The 18,862-nt window shown below is 42.3% G+C and carries 25 protein-coding genes; 5 read left to right on the top strand and 20 right to left on the bottom strand.

The window, feature by feature from the left end; translation table 11 throughout:
- Positions 1-926: 926 nt before the first annotated feature.
- The 18 genes from RDS42_RS04610 to RDS42_RS04525 form a co-directional block, all read right to left on the bottom strand.
- A complete protein-coding gene (locus RDS42_RS04610; protein ID WP_308782605.1) occupies positions 927-2,600 on the bottom strand; it encodes an SH3 domain-containing protein in 1,674 nt (557 codons plus the stop codon).
- Positions 2,601-2,647: 47 nt separating this feature from the next.
- Positions 2,648-2,998, bottom strand: a complete 351-nt coding sequence (locus tag RDS42_RS04605) for a hypothetical protein (protein WP_308782604.1) — start codon at positions 2,996-2,998, stop codon at positions 2,648-2,650.
- Positions 2,999-3,131: 133 nt separating this feature from the next.
- Positions 3,132-3,686, bottom strand: coding sequence for a hypothetical protein (locus tag RDS42_RS04600; RefSeq protein WP_308782603.1), 555 nt, complete (start codon positions 3,684-3,686; stop codon positions 3,132-3,134).
- A gap of 305 nt (positions 3,687-3,991) precedes the next feature.
- Positions 3,992-4,207, bottom strand: coding sequence for a hypothetical protein (locus RDS42_RS04595; RefSeq protein WP_308782602.1), 216 nt, complete (start codon positions 4,205-4,207; stop codon positions 3,992-3,994).
- Positions 4,158-5,288: a reverse transcriptase domain-containing protein gene (locus tag RDS42_RS04590; RefSeq protein ID WP_308782601.1), complete on the bottom strand. Its 1,131-nt coding sequence runs from the start codon at positions 5,286-5,288 to the stop codon at positions 4,158-4,160. The genes RDS42_RS04595 and RDS42_RS04590 overlap by 50 nt, the downstream gene beginning before the upstream one ends.
- 16 nt (positions 5,289-5,304) lie before the next feature.
- Complete coding sequence (locus RDS42_RS04585) at positions 5,305-6,015, bottom strand: DUF6273 domain-containing protein (protein ID WP_308782600.1); 711 nt, start codon at positions 6,013-6,015, stop codon at positions 5,305-5,307.
- Complete coding sequence (locus tag RDS42_RS04580; protein ID WP_302390325.1) at positions 5,993-6,184, bottom strand: hypothetical protein; 192 nt, start codon at positions 6,182-6,184, stop codon at positions 5,993-5,995. The genes RDS42_RS04585 and RDS42_RS04580 overlap by 23 nt, the downstream gene beginning before the upstream one ends.
- Positions 6,177-6,803 (bottom strand): hypothetical protein, encoded by a 627-nt coding sequence (locus RDS42_RS04575; protein ID WP_308782599.1) that lies wholly within the window; start codon positions 6,801-6,803, stop codon positions 6,177-6,179. The genes RDS42_RS04580 and RDS42_RS04575 overlap by 8 nt, the downstream gene beginning before the upstream one ends.
- A 3-nt stretch (positions 6,804-6,806) precedes the next feature.
- Complete coding sequence (locus tag RDS42_RS04570) at positions 6,807-7,877, bottom strand: DUF1351 domain-containing protein (RefSeq protein WP_308782598.1); 1,071 nt, start codon at positions 7,875-7,877, stop codon at positions 6,807-6,809.
- Positions 7,877-8,365 carry a RusA family crossover junction endodeoxyribonuclease gene (locus RDS42_RS04565; RefSeq protein ID WP_308782597.1) on the bottom strand — a complete coding sequence of 163 codons (489 nt, stop codon included), beginning with the start codon at positions 8,363-8,365 and terminating at the stop codon, positions 7,877-7,879. Before RDS42_RS04565 ends, RDS42_RS04570 begins: the two co-directional genes overlap by 1 nt.
- Positions 8,358-8,546 carry a hypothetical protein gene (locus RDS42_RS04560; protein ID WP_302390318.1) on the bottom strand — a complete coding sequence of 63 codons (189 nt, stop codon included), beginning with the start codon at positions 8,544-8,546 and terminating at the stop codon, positions 8,358-8,360. The genes RDS42_RS04565 and RDS42_RS04560 overlap by 8 nt, the downstream gene beginning before the upstream one ends.
- Positions 8,547-8,550: 4 nt before the next feature.
- Positions 8,551-9,204, bottom strand: a complete 654-nt coding sequence (locus tag RDS42_RS04555) for a replicative helicase loader/inhibitor (RefSeq protein ID WP_308782596.1) — start codon at positions 9,202-9,204, stop codon at positions 8,551-8,553.
- Positions 9,204-9,983, bottom strand: a complete 780-nt coding sequence (locus RDS42_RS04550; RefSeq protein WP_302390314.1) for a phage replisome organizer N-terminal domain-containing protein — start codon at positions 9,981-9,983, stop codon at positions 9,204-9,206. The genes RDS42_RS04555 and RDS42_RS04550 overlap by 1 nt, the downstream gene beginning before the upstream one ends.
- Position 9,984: 1 nt before the next feature.
- Positions 9,985-10,782 carry a PD-(D/E)XK nuclease-like domain-containing protein gene (locus RDS42_RS04545; RefSeq protein ID WP_308782595.1) on the bottom strand — a complete coding sequence of 266 codons (798 nt, stop codon included), beginning with the start codon at positions 10,780-10,782 and terminating at the stop codon, positions 9,985-9,987.
- 12 nt (positions 10,783-10,794) lie between these two features.
- Positions 10,795-11,703, bottom strand: coding sequence for a recombinase RecT (locus tag RDS42_RS04540; protein ID WP_308782594.1), 909 nt, complete (start codon positions 11,701-11,703; stop codon positions 10,795-10,797).
- Position 11,704: 1 nt separating this feature from the next.
- On the bottom strand, positions 11,705-11,935 hold the full coding sequence (locus RDS42_RS04535) for a hypothetical protein (RefSeq protein ID WP_308782593.1): 231 nt from the start codon (positions 11,933-11,935) through the stop codon (positions 11,705-11,707).
- Between the two features lie 209 nt (positions 11,936-12,144).
- A complete protein-coding gene (locus RDS42_RS04530; protein WP_308782592.1) occupies positions 12,145-12,639 on the bottom strand; it encodes an XRE family transcriptional regulator in 495 nt (164 codons plus the stop codon).
- A gap of 28 nt (positions 12,640-12,667) precedes the next feature.
- The gene (locus tag RDS42_RS04525) at positions 12,668-13,093 is read right to left on the bottom strand and encodes a hypothetical protein (protein ID WP_308782591.1); all 426 of its coding nucleotides are present in this window, start codon (positions 13,091-13,093) and stop codon (positions 12,668-12,670) included.
- Between the two features lie 234 nt (positions 13,094-13,327).
- On the opposite strand from RDS42_RS04525, the gene RDS42_RS04520 reads away from it, so the two are divergent.
- From RDS42_RS04520 to RDS42_RS04505, 4 genes are all read left to right on the top strand, one after another.
- Positions 13,328-13,717 (top strand): helix-turn-helix domain-containing protein, encoded by a 390-nt coding sequence (locus RDS42_RS04520; RefSeq protein ID WP_308782590.1) that lies wholly within the window; start codon positions 13,328-13,330, stop codon positions 13,715-13,717.
- A gap of 41 nt (positions 13,718-13,758) precedes the next feature.
- Positions 13,759-14,052, top strand: a complete 294-nt coding sequence (locus RDS42_RS04515; protein ID WP_308782589.1) for a hypothetical protein — start codon at positions 13,759-13,761, stop codon at positions 14,050-14,052.
- 13 nt (positions 14,053-14,065) lie between these two features.
- Positions 14,066-14,245 (top strand): hypothetical protein, encoded by a 180-nt coding sequence (locus RDS42_RS04510; RefSeq protein ID WP_308782588.1) that lies wholly within the window; start codon positions 14,066-14,068, stop codon positions 14,243-14,245.
- Between the two features lie 406 nt (positions 14,246-14,651).
- Positions 14,652-15,782: a site-specific integrase gene (locus RDS42_RS04505; RefSeq protein WP_308782587.1), complete on the top strand. Its 1,131-nt coding sequence runs from the start codon at positions 14,652-14,654 to the stop codon at positions 15,780-15,782.
- Positions 15,783-16,009: 227 nt separating this feature from the next.
- Here the strand turns inward: RDS42_RS04505 and RDS42_RS04500 are convergent, their stop codons facing one another.
- Together RDS42_RS04500 and RDS42_RS04495 are read right to left on the bottom strand one after the other, a co-directional pair.
- Positions 16,010-17,020: a GGGtGRT protein gene (locus tag RDS42_RS04500; protein WP_308782586.1), complete on the bottom strand. Its 1,011-nt coding sequence runs from the start codon at positions 17,018-17,020 to the stop codon at positions 16,010-16,012.
- A 77-nt stretch (positions 17,021-17,097) separates the two neighbouring features.
- Entirely contained in the window at positions 17,098-17,790 is a 693-nt protein-coding gene (locus RDS42_RS04495; RefSeq protein ID WP_308782585.1) for a hypothetical protein, read from the bottom strand.
- Positions 17,791-18,019: 229 nt separating this feature from the next.
- Here RDS42_RS04495 and RDS42_RS04490 point away from each other — a divergent pair, with 229 nt between their 5' ends.
- Positions 18,020-18,769, top strand: coding sequence for a TraX family protein (locus RDS42_RS04490; protein WP_308782584.1), 750 nt, complete (start codon positions 18,020-18,022; stop codon positions 18,767-18,769).
- The last annotated feature ends 93 nt before the right edge of the window (positions 18,770-18,862 follow it).

Below are 18,862 nucleotides of genomic sequence, written 5' to 3'. Positions count from 1 at the left end.
AATAGATATAGAGTAATAGTGACGTGACGGTTTCGTGACATTAATGGGACAATGTCACACGTTTTTTATTATAATATGAAAATTCTCCTTTATTTATAAGGCTTTGCGCATTTGTATCTTATCCTCAACTGAGTGTGGACAATGTGGAAAACTCGATTTTGCAAACGGTAAAATTACTGGTTGACTTTTCTGTTTGATACGCATATACTGAAAACAGCTAAGGGTAATGGCGATTATCCAATGAGCAAAACGAAAACCCCGGAGATGGATCAGATCTCTGGGGTTTTCTATTCCGTTATGTAGGTGGCTTATGCCTTAGGCTGCTATGCTGCCTATTTGTCTTTTCTGTCCAGCCATTTGCAAATGTAGTAGCTAATTACATTTACTGCGACAGGGACAAGAATAATGGCGATTATTTTATCCAATGATTTCACCTCCTTTCTGCTGGAGGTTCGGCAGCTCTTTAAGAATATCATATTTTTCACAAATTATCTACCGGAACCACAAGCAATTCCCCGAAAAAGCATATAGGGCTATACGCTCGTACACGCTTCTATACCGGATTTTGGCTTTTAGGCATATTAAGTATTGAAAAATTCTCTATCGTTGCTCAGGCACATTTCGTCAAAAATGGCATTGAATTTTTGGTTATTTTGTATATTGATTTTTGCCTCTAACTTGCTCCACATTCTGCAATAAAAAATACCCCAGTCCCGAAGGACCAGGGCGTGTGATATATTTCCTTGCTTTACCAACAACCTTAAAAGGCTATTTCTTCTTTCTATTTTTCCAGTCTTTCAAATAACACATCTGCGCTTCATCCTCGCTTTTCTGATCTTTGTCAAGCTTCGGCCCACCAGCAAGCAATACCAGCAACAGGCTTATGATGATAACACACAAAATAAGCACCATTAAAATCATCATTATCAATTTTTTACAATGTACTGAGCGCTGACAAACCCATAGTATTTTCCGGCAATTCGGATGTAGTACCACTGGCCACCGTCTGCAGCTGTCTGGGTATAATTCATCACGTCAACAAGGTTCCCTCTTTTTAAGGTTGGGTACGACTTTATCTGTGGGTGCTCTGTTCCGGCCCATGTCCGAACACTAAGAACATTGGCTGTTACTCTCCCAACAAAGAGCCGCTGCGTCTTATCCTGTTTGTTTGGGATCTCTTGTTTAGGGGGCTCATTGGTCTGTGCGCCGTCTTTCTGGATATACGCAGTCCATACCCAGCCTACACCAATATTCGCTACATTGACCTGTGTCCAGGATCCGTCCTTGATTCCATTGATCTCGAACCGGTTGCCTTTCATCATCTCTCCGATCACCTCGCCGTTTGGTTCGGTGCGGACAAAAAGATTGTCTACTGTAGCTGTAGCTGTTCCAGTTGCCTTCCACGGCTTGCCCTCAGTTCCGGATTCCGTTTCTGCTTCATAATCTATCCATACATATCCGTCGATCTGGCTGTTTCCAACCGTATAGACTTTTTCTGCGACACAGCCGCCGTTTGCTTCTACATTATTCAAGCCGCCGGAAGATGTATTTCCCTCATTTGTGTAGATCCGGCCATTTGCAATCCGGATAACCCGGCCAATATGTGCTCCATTCCGAAAAATAACCAGTGCTCCCAGCTTTGGTGTACTGTGCCATGTTCCTTTTGACCGGGAATGAGCCTTAACGCTATTACAATTATAGAACCCATTCCCCATGATTTCCAGTGCCTTTGCTTTTCCAAAAATCTTGGCACAACCCCAAAACTGGTATGTCGCGCACCAGGGCTGTCCCTGGCATCCCATCAGCCCCATATTATTTACGTCCCGGGAATATTTCGTGTAATTCCCGTATCCGGCATTGGCGGTTTTACTGTCCAGATTTGCGTTGCTGCGTTTTTCCAGGTATCCCACCTGATTGTCCAATAGCTCTTTCGTTTTATTCCACAGGCTCATATCTGCTACCTCCTTATCTTCTGCGTACGTCCTGATCATTTCGATAACCTTTTTCTGTCGGGTGGTATAATCCCCTACCTGATTATTATTACTTTTATCCGCTGGGTCCGTACAGAGGGCTGTATAAATCCTCTCAGCTGTGTAAGGCTTTGCCGTCTTTCCTAATATCCTCTTCAAAGCCGCGGATCCGCCCTGATGGATAATATTAATACATTCCATCAGAGCAGTGTCCGGCATGGCACCATAAGTCTTGGTAATACTCTCCGCATACTCTTTGATCTGAGTCTCCATGAACCAGTCCTGGCACCGGATTCCAGTAGATGAAGAGATAATACTTACAATGCACTTTGCCTTTGCAGATGTCGGAGAAATCGCATATCTGGACCAATCTTTATTTTTAAGATCGTCTGCAATTCCCTGCGTATCAAGGATTCCAAATCTTACCGGGTCTACTCTCTGGATTTCCAGCAAAAGCCGCTTTGCCTCCCCTGCATACCACTGTCCGGCTCCGATTGTGATTGCCTTTTCATTCGGCGTGTTTGCTCCAGCGCCGATAAAAGCATCATATCTCTGCCTGCCGTAGACCTGACCGCCAGTTTCTACTGCATACAAAATTTTTCTCAAAACATCAATATTTTTACTGTTCATTTGTTCTCCTCTTTCTTCATAAAAAAGGGGCCGAAGCCCCTCTTACATCATTTCTGAGACTGGTTGATTTTACCATCGTCCAATAAATCTTTAATTCCATCAAACCAGTTCTGGACAATCTCTTTAAGCGCTTTTTCTGTTACAAAGACCTGCAGCCACTTTGGTAGCAATCCTCTTGCCTGCTGGATTACCCATTCAAATTTCTGTTTACCGGTTCCAGATTCACGGTACATATGCTCAGCTTTCAAGATCAGCTGGTACACATCCGCCCGGATGCCGTCTAACCCTTTCTGTTTCAGATACTGAAATACAATCACCACTGTCGCTGCCAAAATGACCAGCACTGCAATTAATAATACCGGTGCAGGTACCTGTTTTAAAATTCCTAATAACTCCATATTATCTCCTTTCTGTGGCTCTATAATAGCCCTGTGAACTCCGTATAGGTTCTGGATTGGTTTGTATTCCCTCGTGTGAGGATTTGTTTGCCTAAATACAGAAAAGCCGCTAAAAGCCGATTTATAGATTATGCTATTTCCGACTCTGCATAAGCTCAGCAATTCTGTCTTGCTCATGCATAGGAATCACATTTAGCAACCTCATTGCCGGCTGTACGGTAGTATGCATATCTCCATCTCCGCCAGCTTCTTCATAATCGCCAAACATTTTCCAGAAAGCGTCCGACTCCATCTCTGACCATGCTAATAATGGATTCTTCTCTTTACTGGTGTAATAACGGTAAATTTGGAGAAGCCTGTCACGCAACTCGTTTCTTTTCGTCTTTTTTCTTTTTTTCTCAGCATCGTCCAATTTTGTGATTATCTCCTTTTGTGTCTCCCTCAGACTGTCAATTTCCTCTGCATATTTTTTCTGATACTGGATACTCTGCTCATGCCATTTCGGATACATCTGAGCCTGATCTAAGATATCCTGTATTTTTTTCTCCCTCTCTGCTTCGGACAAGGCGCGTTTGGAAAAATAATCCTCTACTTTTTTGTAGATTTTCCATAAAAAAAAGATAGCTGCTATAAGCAATGCTATCTTGTCAACTGTTATGTTGCCAAAAACTTTTACAAATGGCTCCATTGTCACCACCTCATATTATATTTTTCAAATTTTAATGCTGTTCCGGTTCTGCTCTAATCCTCATCGCAGCATCCCTCCTGTTCCATATATACACTGCAATAACATTCTGTTATCGCTATGTCTTTTTCAATCTCTGCCAGAGTTTTACTACTTTTGCCTCTTGCATATAGGCGCAAATCTGTGATGTGCGACCATAACTTCGCAATAATCTGTAGCACTGTCATTCTTTAACCAGGCTTTCATATTCTTCCTGCGTAATCTTTTTCCGCTCTTTGGCCTGTTCAACCATCTTCATCCATTCTTCTCTACTGTAGATTTCCTTCATTTTCATCAATATTTTGTACATAATTTTCCTCCTCTTCTTCTGTTTCTTCCGGAATATAGACGTCCGTCATTGCTGCGAGATACTGAATCAAAACATTCTGGTTTTCAATTTTTTCCTTCTGTTTTTCAACAGCAGCTTTGCAGTTCTCATCCTCTGCTACTTCTGCCGGAGTCTGCGTCATTTTTCTTATTTTCATTTCTTTCACCCTTTCTTAACTGTTTCAAGTACTGTTTGGTTCTTTTCAGCATTTTGTACGAATTTCCTTTACTTGCATTGTTTTCCCAGGATTCGTGGTGCTCGTCCACTTTTTCTGGCTTTAATTCACCTTTTCGGACTTTACTTTCCATCCGGGCAAGTGTCTTCCTTTCATGCTTTACACTATCCGGATCCAGGGTCATTATGATTTTCCCGGTTTCCGTGAGACGATATTGAAATCCAAGAAACACAAAGCCTTCATTAAGCGGAATGATATGAGACTTCTTTTTATTCACCTCCAAACCATACTCTTTTAACTTAACTGTTATATTAGTCAAAAGTTCTTCTGCACATTCCTTGGTCTCAACAAGCGCCCAAAAATCATCCATGTACCGGATATATCTCTTTACATGCAACTTTTCTTTGACATAGTGATCTACTGGATCCAGCAATGATATCCCAACAATCTGCACCATTTGTGACCCGGGATTGTATCCGCTGTCTCCTGCATATTGATCCCTCAGAACACCACATGACATTTCGGCAGTGTCTTTATCTGCGCGCTCTTGAATCTGTGATTCTGCGTCTTTGTGTTGCATATTTAAGTAATACCCATGGATATCTACCTGTACCACCCATCCATCTAAACCATTTTGACAGAAGTAGTTCCACAAATATTTTTTCACCAGCTTTCTGGCAAAATCAGTTCCCTTGCCACTCTGGCAAGCGCAGTTTGCATAGATAAACCCTTTCGTCATTTGCGGATAAAGCGAATAATCATTAATACTTCTTTGATATATCCTATCCTTAAATGGTATACTCAGTGCTTCCCGACGTTTTGGATATGTAATCAGTACCTTTTTAGGTTTCCCATTTTTCCAAGTTCCATTTTGTAGCTGTTTCTCCATTCGGAGTATATTTTCCTCCGCATTCAGGACAAAAGATTTCACCGAAGGTTTCCAAGATACACCTTTCTTGCACTTCGTCATTGATTCGTACAAACTATCAAAATCTGTTATATGTTCTTTCATTTTTTTGTTTTTCCGCAGTTTCTCAGTACTGTCGGGCTTATTATAAGTCACGTACTGTCTCTTTCGATTATCCGCGGTATTGTTTAGGCTGTGCCAGGGATTTCGGCTCCTTGTCTATATCTTCAGGGCAATTATTGCTATGCAATAACCATAATGCCTTTAGGAAGACAATCGGGGCGTACGTATTCGCATTCCATGCGTACGCGTCGTTGACGCCGCCACTGCTACCCACAAACATAACGTAGTTAGCAAGGCTGCGGTAAGCTGAACGAGTCCAGTACCAATCAGTTTCTCCATTCTTATTAACTTTCACGCAGTCCTTTTCAGTCTCAAAAAACGCATATCTTTTTTTCTTGTTTTTCAATTCATCATTTGATACAAGGAAAAAAGTGTCCTCTGTATCGATTCCGTCTGTGTTATCTTTCAGCACGGGTACAATGAGATTCCGGAATCCTTCTTCGAATCGATTGATAAACATTGGGCTATTTAATTCTGTGCGGAGACTTGATGTTCTCCAAGTATTATTACCGTCTTTATCAAACTGTTTCTCTTCAAGTATCAGATCTCTAAACATTACTGTCATATTGTGATTTTTGCCAGACGGTACAACTCTTTCTCTGTCAAAATCCAAGATCTGCATTGCCACCTCTCCGATACCTTCAACCATTACAGTTAATTCACCACCAATGCCGAATTCTTCTCTTGCTCTTCCTGTTTCCAAGATTTTTTTCACCTGATTCCATGTATATGTATTCTCAATAATTTTTCTGGCTTTCATTCTTTTGTCCTCCTATTCCACGTTCCCTTTTATCAAATTTACTCAACAATTTCTGCCGCCAGTCTTCCCTGTGCTTCTCGCAGCTATCATCCTCGTCTACCAATATGCCCTTGCGGTCACATAAACCGTCCTCGTTTTCTATGCAATTTTTACATGTCTTCTCATTCATTTAAAAATTCCTCCGGATTCTCATAATCATAATCATGCTCAATTTCTTCCGCGTCTTCCAGAATCTCATCCGTAACATCTTCTTCCGAATTTTCATCTGGTTTCTGAGCAGTTTCTAATTCCGTATATTCCGCATCGATTACATCCTCGTCTTCCGCTTCTGTCGGGCCAGGTAACTGAGGGATTCCCTTCGGTTCTTCTTTTTCTGACTCCTCTTCATTCTCCGACTTCAGATTTTCTTTATAATCACTGTCAAAAATACTCTTCTGCGTTGTATTGGCTACCGGCTGTAAAACATACTCACCACTATCTTCATCAAATGCCAGCTCCATTTCTGTATCCATATTGCCGTCCTTTTTGTCCGCGATCTGCACGGTAGATGTAACTTTATGCTTGAAACTTGGCTTATTGATTTTCCTGCTCTCGCCTTCTACTTTAGGATCATAATTCGGAATATATTCCTGAGTGAAACTGACATCAATTTTCAATGTAAAACTTCCATTCGTACTACCTTTCTCCAGCATGTTTCCGATCAATCTCTGCAGAACAAAATTCATATCTCTCTTTACATTTGCAAATGTATCACTGTTAAAATCTAATTCCTTCACAAATTTATCCATGTCTTACTCCACCTTTCCGTATTTGATTCCACTTTCCTTCATGTACTCAACCAATGCTTTCAGCTGATCTTTGGTTCCGATTGCAAAAAACTTAGCTCTGCACTTCTTTTCTGGAATTGGCTGCGACTGCGCAAACGGATCAATTACCGGTTCTGACTCCTGTACCGGAACATTTTCCTCTTTTTCCGGAACAACGTCCTGTTCTGCCGGAACATCCTGCGGCATTTCCGGAACGCTCTGTTTTTTCTCTGCTTCAGCTTTTTCTGCAGCAATACGCTCTTCTTCCGCTTTTTTCTGTCTCTCGATTTCCTTCTGTTCTTCTTCCCTTCGGATGCGCTCTGCCTCTGCTTTTCTTCTTTTTTCTTCATCTTTTTTCTTCTGAATACGCTCCGCTTCCAGCTTTTCTTCCAAATCTTTCAGGCGTTTTTCCTCTGCCATAGCTTTTGATAAATCCAATGTGCGGACATACACATCTTTGGCATTTAACTTGTATGTTCCGCATACACTTTCGATGGTTTCAAGATCAGTCTTTACCTGTTCGATTCTCTTCTGTACCTCTGAAATTGCTGTTTCCAGCTTATATGTCTTATTAAGATACCGCTGATCGAATACTTTACTAAATGGCAAAATTTCCTCAAGATTCCCGATGGCGTTCTCATAAGCCTCCATAATCTTAGCTTTCTTTTCTTCCTTTTCTGCAGTCTCAAAGGCTTTTACCTGTTCATCAATTTCTGCCGACTGCTTCTTGATAAGATCAGTGATTTCCTTTAGTTCCTTCTCGAACTCTGCATATGGCTGATTGATAACCTCCTTTACCTTTTTTCTTCGTTCGTCAATTGCCTTAACAAGATTATTCAACTCTGCTCTATCATTCTTTGCTGATTTAACCGTTTCTTCGGTATATACGATTCCTTCATACGATGCGACCTTGTTTCTGACTGCCATCAGTAGCTCTTCTTTGTTCCATTCGATATGCTTCAAAAATCCACTCTCTGTCGGGCTAATCAATCTAAATTCCATTTTCCCCGGAGCTACCGCTGTTTCCTCTACTACCTGTTTTTCTTCTGTTGCCATTACCATTCCACCTTTCTTATTATCACTTCTACTCTTGGGTTCTCTGAGAAAAACTTTCTTACCTGTGCATCTACGACCTGGTTATCATCGTGATACGCAACATTGTTCAAACTATCGCAGACAATTTTTCCGATATTATCCCAATCTGGTTTCTTAGTTGGCCGGATCTTATGCTCCAGCATCATCGTTCTTTTTTTCTTACTGGTAGACAGCGGGATATTGTAATAGGCAATGATGCGCACATCCAACATATCCCCGTCCTTGAACCTTTTTCCTTTTGCTTTCTCCTGATACGCCATCTTAACTAAGTTTTCATAATTGACCGTCTTTTCTGGTGTGTATGCTTTCGCAAATCTCTTTTCCTTTCCATCATTACCAGTAAATTTCTTGACGGTCACTCTCGGTCTCTGCTTACCAAACGGCAGGCCTGGAATAACGAATCTTATACTCCGCACTTCATCCTCCTTGAACGCCTCTGGATTATTCATCCTTTCCGTCCTCCTCAATTTCCTTATAAACTTTAAGATAATAGTCAAGCTGTTTCCCTGTCGGTGTCTTCTTACGCTTTCCTGGCCCAACCGTATATCCATTTTCGTACAAGATTGCTGTTACAGTTTTTCTATCCTCCAACTTATCAATACTGATCTCTGCTACTTTTTTAAAAGCCATTGTTTTACCTCCCGATATTTCCCATCTTTCCTCGCAATGCCTCCAGTTTTTTCCTGGTTTCTTCTGACATTCTACCTCGTGTCTCGTCCTCTTTTTCTTCCTGGACTGGCAACTTAGGTTTCTCCTGCCTGTCTTCAATCTGCATCTGCTGTTTTTTTACCTCTGCTATTGCTGTCCTGACCTTTTCTGGCATTCTTCGGTCTTCTTTGATTCTCTGCATTGCCGTCCGATAATTTCTCACAAAATGTGACTGCTCCACTGTTCCAACCTGGTCTGAGTCCATCATCGCCCATTCTCTTAAATTGCTTGGGTTTCCAACCGCTATCTTACAGGCTTCTGGCAATTTCTCAAATTCCTCTTCCGCATAATAATTTGACCTTCCGATTGCTTTTCTCACCATCGCCCAGGCTTCCAGCTCGCTCATTTCTGTTTCTTTTACAGAAGTGATCTGTTCTGCCTTTTCCCTTATATCTGCTATTGTCGGTGGAAATTTCTCCGTTGCCATATGCTTTTGAACTGCCAGCTCTGCCTGTTTATATGGCAGATCTCCCAACAATGCGAACCATACATTAAACGCATCCTGATCCGGAATGAAGGTTGGCTGTGCATATACAGCCTTCATAGCCTTCACCAAAACTTTGAACTGTTCTCTTTCCATTACCAGCTATCTACCTCGCTAACCCTCTGTTGTATCTGCTCAGTTCTTGTTGCCGGTCGCTGCTGCTTTCTTTCCTCCAGGATTTTCCAGATAATTCCTTTCCAGTTATTCGCCATGCAGTCTTCGATCAGATTGCAGATTTCATTTGCTCCATAGCTCCCTTCATTGTTCTCAGTCTTCTTGAGCAATGATTTCATTCCCTGCTCCTTGTATGATTCCTTTCGCTCCATCTTGTATCGGAACCAAACTTCCATCTTTTCTCGGACAGGCTCAGAGATATTGTAATCTTCAACCAAACGATGAAATAACTGGATCGTATTCTCGGCTTTTTTCTTGGCCGGCTTTTCTTCTGCAGCAATCTCTGGCTTTTCTTCCAGGGCAGCCACCGGATCTGTTCCTATTGCCCGATTCCGTTCCCGGTCCCTCTGCAGTCTTTTTCTTCTTGCGGCATCCGTTTCTGATCCAACCATCTCAGCGCATTGCGTTAGCAATATTTCGTCTGCTCCAAGAACTTCTATCAGACCCTTGCTTTTCAGATAGCTTACTGTTACCTTCACGTTATCTGTATCTTCATCCAGCTCCAACGCCAACTCTTCCATGAAATCATCTTCGATTCCTTCAAAATACATTTTGTTTCCCTGCTTAATTGCCGTCAGCAGCATTTTCAGATAGATGATCGTATAAGTATCGCCCCCTGCTATCTTCCGCAGCTTCTTTATTGCCTTATCCTCAAAGAACTGGTCCGTCATTTTCAGCCAATAATACTTCTTTTCGGCCATATCAGATACCTGCTGTCAAATCTGTAATAGAGATAGGGGCTTTCAGAACTCTCGTCTTCCTGCAGCAATCACACAATTCGCACCGATCCGGCTCTGCATCCCCTGACTTCACCGCTAGGACTCTTGCCATATTCATTTCTACCAGATTCAGTGCCTCGGCCAGATAATTGTCTGTGATATGAATGATCCGAATATCCGGTTCGCTTTCCTTAGTAGCTCCAGCAATATAAAACGGTAACTTCTTTCCGGTGTTCTGACGGACGATTTCCTGGTAAATTGCACCCTGCATGTCATATCCCCAGTACCGCACAAAATCCAGATATCCAATATCTCTTACCCATTCCAGCTTTGTGATCGATGCCATAACCTTTAAATCAACGATCGCAATATCCGGAATGTAGCTGTCCATCTTAATCTTCCACTTTGTTCCGAACAGCTCGCCTGTCATAATTACCTGTTTCTTTCCGGACATGAATTTCATAAAATAATCGTCTCTCTCGATTCTCTGAATAATTTCATCTGCCTTCACAAACTCAGCTTTCAGTGTTCCGTCTCTCTTGAAAAGATCCGGATTCTCTGCCTTGAATTTATCAAGTGTTCCCTCAAAGTAGGAATCTACATAACTTCCAACCATGAGAGCCTTCGATTTCGGCTCTTCCCATCTTCCCTTCAGCTTTTCCATTGCAGTAAACTCACAAGACATTTTCCCATATGTACCGCAGAAATCCTTGAACTGCGACACGCTCATATATTCTTCATTCGCTTCCTGGCTATAATAATTCTCTGCCGTCAAAACCATGTGTCATCCCTCCTACATTGCATCGATATCTACATCTTCTGGCTCTTCCTCTGCTACCTCGAACGGATCTTGTGCTTCCAATTCCGGAACTGAATCCGGCTTGTTATCACCGTAGGTTCCATTTCCTTCTTCGTCATACGTCTTCTGATCGTCCTGGATGGCTCTCTGCATATCCACTGATAAAATTCCCCACTTGCTAAGAAGCAACTTAATGACCGTTTTCAGTGCCATTGCCTCAAAATCCGTGGTCCACTTACTTGACTTCTTACCTTTGTTCAGATCGTATCTGTACGCCTGGGAATACTTTCTTGCATGATTATCCACTGCTTTCTTAGACATATACAACTCCTGACTGTAACCAGTCTTCAATCTAAACCAAGCATAATATCCGGCCACATTTGCTTCATCTCCAGCATCTCTCTGCTTGCAATTACTAAAATCTTCCACAAACTTAATCTCGCCTGTTATTGGGTTGTACGATTCCAGTTCGTCCTTGTATACAACTGCATAATTCATTCGCTCGTAATATCCAGACCGGATTGCCAGCTGAATGAAGCCTTTGTACATCATCTGGAACTGAGCTTTCGGAACCTTCTCCCAGTCTTTCTTCCTGGGATTCCAAACACTCTCGTTATACGGAACGATTGCCGAAAATCCAAGGTTGCTGTCTATCGGAAGGTCATATGTTGCTGCTACAAACGCAGCTCCGATAATTGAATTTGCAGGGCATTTCTTCAACTGCGCACTTCCTGATACTGTATTAGTGATTGAAGCCATAAACTGAGGAGCTTTCTGCCCTAATACTTCTCCGAATTTTTCTTTGATTTTATCCTGGGAAAGCAACTGCTTTACCTGATTTACTACCGGAACAGCTGGTGCTGCTTGTGGTGTTGCCGGCTGCATTCCTGTCTGATCTGCCATCTTATTCTTCCTCCTTCTCTGCTGTTTTGAATGATTCTCCAATCAGCTCGCAAAATTCTGTTACGCTCATGCCTTCTATACAATCTTTGCAAACCTGGCCTTCTGGAGTATCCATATACTTGTCACCTTCATAAATAGGTTCCTTGCACCATTCGCAGGTATATATGGATTTCGGCTCTTCTGCGTTCGGGCATCTGCTGTCACATGGATTTTTTCTACATACTGCACACATACCTATTCACCTCTTAAATCTTCCCACACGGCTTTTCCCCAGTTAAAAATAAAAATGGTGAACGGCAATACTAACCATTCACTCCCTATCGCGTCATAACCCCGCGCCTGATATGCGTAACTCACAGCCCATTTCATCAGAAGAATTCCGACTACAATCTGTATCAAATTTTCTCTTAAATATTGTACATTCTTCCGCATTATATCTTCCTATTTACCTTTCAGAGCTTTATCACTCATAATCTTAAATTCACTTATTACCTCTGCGATGTCATCAAGATATTCTGATATTTTTCGCATCACTCCTACCTCGTCATCCCTGATCTTTCCGTCCTGAGATATTTCAAGCAGTTGGTTTTTCATATCTTCTAGCTCATCTTCTTTCAAGGCCTTTAATAACCTTACTGTTACACTGCATATACTCTTTTCTTCCGTTGCAAGTGGAAGAAAACCGCAGATCGGACATTCGTTCTTACAATAATTGCTCAGGAGCCAAGGTGCATTGTACAGATCCGCCATTATCAGAACTTTATCAGCTGGCACTCTTTTTACATTTCCAAGTTCATAGTCTGCCAGCGTGTAGGCCGCTATTCCTATAAGCTCTGATGCTCTCTCTCTGCTTTCCAGCCTTGCATCCCATTCTGCTGCCTGTTTTCTGGCTTTAAAATACGGATTCTGGTTTTCTTTTATAGGGTTCCGTCCCATTCTCATTTACCTTACTTTCACTTATAATCTAATTAGTACCTGCAGAAACGACCGGCACTTCGATTTTGAGTTCTTCATTAATTCTGTCAATCACCGCCCAATCAAGTGCATGACCGTTCATTACAAGCGATACTTTGTCTCGATTGAATCCGATGGATCGGCTCAGCTCACTGATATTCATTTTTTTTACATACAGTTTTGCTCGTACCGCCCCACACCATTCATCAGACGGAAGCTGTGGTTTTTTTGGAAGTACATTTACTTCCAAAACTTCGTTAATTTTCTTTGCGACTTCAAGGTAATTATCTTTCACAACACGTCCACTGATAAGGGCTGTTACTGTCGTGTAACTATGTCCTATCTCTTTGGCCACATTTTGAAGGTTAGTTTCCTTTTTCGCAAGAGCAACCCTTACGTCCTTACACCATTCAGAAATGGGAACAATATTGTTCATTTGCATCAATCTCCTTTCCTGCATCCGCATTTCGCATTTGCATTTTCTCTGAGTGCGTGTTATAATACAAATACGAGTTATTACAAACACGCACTTGCCATGGAACAAATTTTTAATCAAAGGCTCGCAACCACGAATAATTATTTGTTTCATAGTTATATTGTATCACGAATCTGCGTATTTGTAAAGATTTTACCTCGTATTTACGAATATTTTTACATTTGGAGGTGTGTCATGGAAATCATTGAGCGCATATCCGATTTACTCGCAGAACGTGGTAAAACGGCCATAGAATTGTGCAAAGTTCTGGATATTCAAACCTCTACTATGTCCACATGGAAAACCAGGAAGAAAGATCCTCCGGCTCGCTATATGCCGACTATCGCAAATTTCCTTTGCGTCTCATTGGATTATCTCCTGACCGGTCAAGAACGCCCTGCTATTATTGAGCAAGCAGAAATTCAAGAACCGAAGCTTTCCGCAATGGACAAAGAACTTTTGGATCTATTCCATGAACTTCCCATGAGCAAGCAGTATGAATTCATGGGAGAAATTAAGGGATTCTTGCGTGCTGTCGAGGACTCTAAGAAATATATCGGCGAAGGGAAAAGATTATCCGGCTGAACTGGTATCGTAAAATATGGTACTGACAGGAGGATTCTTTTATGCAACACAACGCAGCCAAATATTTCGCACTTGCAAGAACAGAAGAGATGGCCGGGCATGATGCACCGGCCATTCTTTTTTACCTCTCTTCATTCTGCGCAAGTCTTAATTGCTGTGACACACAAACTTTGTACAGGACAACCGCTAAAATTCAAAGATTACAGGCCCGTATCTCTTTATCTGACGAATCGCTTATTTGCATGGTTCATTCTTACGGTCCTCTTTCAGATGGAATTTGTCAAATTGCTCTGCTTCAGTCCTTGAATGGAGACTTGCCAGCTGTCCTTGTCTGATGAGGAGAAAACAATGGAACTATTAAACGGAAATGAGAAATTTACTCTCGATGGCAACGATACTGGAATATCCATCTCTGAATTTTGGAGCTGGGCCTATTCTGATCTACTTAATAATACGCTTCGTGGAGTACTGGCAGAATTTCTCGTAAAAAAATCATTCTCGTTTTTACCCCCCCCCGAGAAAATTTGAGAACTGACTGGACACCGTATGATTTAACCAGTCCTTCAGGGAGAAGGATTGAAGTAAAATCTGCCGCTTATCTTCAATCTTGGACCGAGGACTACTTCTCACACATTGTCTTTGACATCGCTCCAAAGCGAGCTTGGAATCCGCAAACAGGATATTCTCCCGAGCGGAGCCGCCATTCTGATCTGTATGTTTTTTGCCTATACACAGCCAGAAGTCGCGAGCAATCCATAAGAAATCTTGATCTCTGGGAATTTTATGTGTTGCCTACTTCTGTTCTGGATCAGCAAAAGCCTAACCAGAAAAGCATTGGCCTAAACTCTCTCCTTTCTCTGGAGCCGATAAAAACAAATTTCCAGGATCTTGGAAACATTATCGAAACCATTACACTATGACAGGAGATGATCTATTGAAACTACCGAATGGCTATGGAAGTGTAACTAAGTTGTCTGGAAACCGGCGTAAACCATATCTGGCTCGTGTGACTCTGGGCTGGATCATAAACGAGGAAACCGGAAAAGCTGTACAAAACCGTATTCCTCTTGGAACCTACAAAACAAAAAAAGATGCCCTGCAGGCCTTGGCTGAATACGGAGCCAACCCTTATGATATACAAAATAACAATATGACTCTGGCAGAGCTTTACGAGAAATGGACCGCTGCTTATTTTCCTACCCTTGAAAGTGATTCTTCATCCAGAACAATCATTGCTGCATGGAGATATTGTCACGCCATACAGGGGATGCGTGTAAAGGATCTGCGTGCCCGCCACATAAAAGGAATCATGGAAGACGGATATGTAATTCAAAACCGGGGCAAGGATGCCGGAGCTAAGGTGTCTGCATCTCCGGGAACGAAATCCAGAATAAAATCCATGTTTAACCTCATGCTGGACTATGCTATGGAATATGATCTTGTCTCGAAAAACTATGCTCGTACCTTTGAACTTTCAAATGATATCATCAAAGAAAAAGAAGACGCAAAGCGTGGCCATATTAACTTCAATGATTCTGAGATGGAAGCCCTTTGGAGTGCTGCTGACAATATTAAATTCGCCGACTGGTTGCTTATACAGTGTTATATGGGATGGCGTCCTCAAGAAATGGGACTCTTGGAATTAAAAGACGTTGACTTTGAAAAGTGGTGTATTACCGGCGGTATGAAGACTGAGGCCGGCAGGCACCGTACCGTCCCGATCCACACTCGTATTCGGGACCTGGTAAAAAGAAATTATGACGAAGCAGTTTCTCTTGGAAGCGACCGCCTCTTTAATGATCCGGAGGCTACCAAGGGCGGTATGAGAATCACCTATGACAAATACGCTGGGCGTTTTAACAAGGTCGTTGCCGCACTGCACCTTCGTTCCGAACATCGGCCGCATGATCCACGAACAACATTCATTACAATGGCAAAAAAGGCGGGCGTAGATGAGTACGTTGTGAAACGTCTTGCCGGTCACAAGATCACAGACGTAACCGAGGCGGTCTATACAATCCGTGATATTGAGTGGCTCAGAGACGAGATAGAAAAAATGCCGTAACTCTTGTGGTTGCGGCTTTTCTTTTCCTGTGATCGGTTATTCTTTTTGTTTCCTTCGCTCTGTTACCTACTTGTTACCTACCTGTTGCCTATCTTACCATTTTCAAGACTTCTCACACTGCCTCAAATTACATCTTCTTTTTCACAATCAAAATTAAGAAAAGTACCGCAGCCCTTGGAACTACGGTACTTTCAAGGTTTGTTGACTCTTTAATTAAAAAGGTTTGATTAGAATTTGCCTTCTTTAGCTGCTTCCTCAATCGAAACAGCTACAGCTACAGTCATACCAACCATCGGGTTGTTTCCTGCGCCGATCAGACCCATCATTTCTACGTGAGCCGGTACAGAAGAAGAACCTGCAAACTGAGCGTCAGAATGCATACGTCCAAGTGTATCTGTCATACCGTAGGAAGCAGGACCTGCTGCCATGTTGTCCGGATGAAGGGTACGTCCTGTACCACCGCCGGATGCAACAGAGAAGTATTTTTTACCTTTTTCGATGCACTCTTTTTTGTATGTTCCTGCAACCGGATGCTGGAAACGTGTCGGGTTTGTAGAGTTACCTGTGATAGAAACGTCTACACCCTCTTTCCACATGATAGCAACACCTTCCGGAACGCTGTTTGCACCGTAGCAGTTAACTTTTGCACGAAGTCCCTCAGAGTAGGATTTGCGGAATACTTCCTTAACTTCGTTTGTGTATGGATCATACTCTGTCTCAACATATGTAAATCCATTGATTCTTGCGATGATCTGAGCTGCATCTTTTCCAAGTCCGTTCAGGATAACACGAAGCGGTTTCTGACGAACTTTGTTTGCTTTTTCAGCGATACCGATAGCGCCCTCAGCTGCTGCAAAAGACTCATGACCTGCCAGGAATGCAAAGCACTCTGTCTCTTCCTCAAGAAGCATTTTGCCAAGGTTACCATGACCAAGACCTACTTTACGTGTATCTGCAACAGATCCCGGAATACAGAAAGCCTGAAGACCTTCTCCGATAGCTGCAGCTGCATCTGCTGCTCTTCTGCAGTCTTTTTTGATAGCGATAGCCGCACCTACAATGTAAGCCCAGCAAGCGTTCTCAAAACAGATCGGCTGGATGCCTTTGATCTGATCGTAAACGTTCAGACCTGCATCTTTAGTGATTTTTTCTGCTTCTTCAATGGAAGCAATTCCATAACTGTTTAAAACAGAATTGATCTTATCAATTCGTCTCTCGTATGATTCAAATAAAGCCATTTACTTATCCTCCTGATTTTTTCATCTGATATGCTGCTCACAATGATCCAGCATTAAAATGTCGTGAGATCCTGTGATCACTCTTTTCTCGGGTCGATGATCTTAACAGCATCGTCAACACGGCCATACTGACCTTTTGCTTTTTCCCATGCAGTATTCGGGTCATCACCTTTTTTGATGAAATCAGTCATTTTTCCAAGGCTTACGAACTGATATCCGATGATCTCATCATCCTCATCAAGAGCGATACCTGTTACATAGCCCTCTGCCATTTCCAGATAACGAGGTCCTTTTTTCAGAGTTCCGTACATTGTACCAACCTGAGAGCGAAGTCCTTTTCCAAGATCCTCAAGTCCTGCTCCGATCGGAAGTCCGTCCTCAGAAAATGCAGACTGGGAACGTCCGTAAACAATCTGAAGGAACAGTTCTCTCATAGCTGTATTGATCGCGTCACAAACAAGGTCTGTGTTCAGAGCTTCCAGTACAGTACGGCCCGGAAGGATTTCAGAAGCCATAGCTGCAGAATGAGTCATACCGGAACATCCGATTGTCTCTACCAGTGCTTCCTGGATGATACCCTCTTTTACATTCAGTGTCAGCTTACATGCGCCCTGCTGAGGTGCACACCAGCCAATACCATGTGTCAGACCGGAAATGTCTTTTACTTCTTTTGCCTGTACCCATTTTGCTTCTTCCGGGATAGGAGCAGCTCCATGATGAACGCCCTGTGCCACTGGACACATTTCTTCTACTTCGCGTGAATAAATCATTGTAAAACTCCTTTCAAGTGTAGATTTACTTTAATGCTGTTAAGTCTCCCTTAACAACCTTATCATATTTTCTCATAAAAACGTCCAATAGTCCAGTCAAATTTTGTAAAAAAAAATGAGGATTTCCTGTCATTTCTTATAATTCAGTCCAGTATTCGCCAAAACACGCACTGGAATCTCATCTGATAATATGATAAACTGAAAAATATCATAAAAAAAGGAGAACCTTATGTCTAAAGATCAAATCACAGTGGCTCTTCCGCCTTCGTTCCTGCCCGGAAAATTTCAGATTTTAAGCGGAAGCGCCCTTAAAATGATTGCTGTGATCACCATGCTTATCGATCACAGTGCCTGCATACTTTTAAGCCTTTATCCCCCTGCCCTTACACCTCTTTTCCATATTGGACAGACCGGATACAGCCTTTATCGGATCTGTCGTGATATTGGCCGGATTGCTTTTCCCATTTACTGTTTCCTTCTTCTGGAAGGTTTTCTCCATACCAGAAGCCGAAAAAAATATGGCAGGAATCTTCTGATTTTTGCTCTGATCTCCGAGCTTCCATGGAACTATATGTTTGCAGATACCTGGCACTACGAAAAACAGAATGTATTTTTCACTCTTTTTCTTGGATATCTTGCATTTTGTGCTCTGGAATATTTTCAGGACAGACGGGATATGCAGCTTCTATCCATGCTTGGTCTCCTTGCTGTTTCTTTTTTTCTGAAGGCAGACTATGGCTGGAAGGGATATGTTTTTCTTTTGATCATGTATCTTCTTCGCAATGAAAAAGCTCCCCAGGCGATCATAGGGAGCTGTTGGCTTGCTTATGAGTGGAAAGCCTGCTTTGCCTTCCTTCCAATCAATATGTATAACGGACAGCGGGGCTTTATCCGGGGAAAAGCTGCCAAATATTTCTTTTATGCATTTTACCCGCTGCATATCGTCATTCTTGTAATTCTGCGCAGGATACTGTTCTGATCTTACCAGGGCAGATATTCTCCGCTGGATTCATCAAAGTAATACCAGCCGGTTCCTCTTCCTACCGGCTGTGCGGCAGTTCTGTTATTTTGT

It is taken from the genome of uncultured Blautia sp., assembly GCF_902497045.1.
Classification (GTDB): Bacteria; Bacillota; Clostridia; order Lachnospirales; family Lachnospiraceae; genus Blautia_A.
Note: the sequence above shows the minus strand (reverse complement) of the source record. Positions and strands in the feature narration are given on the sequence as shown.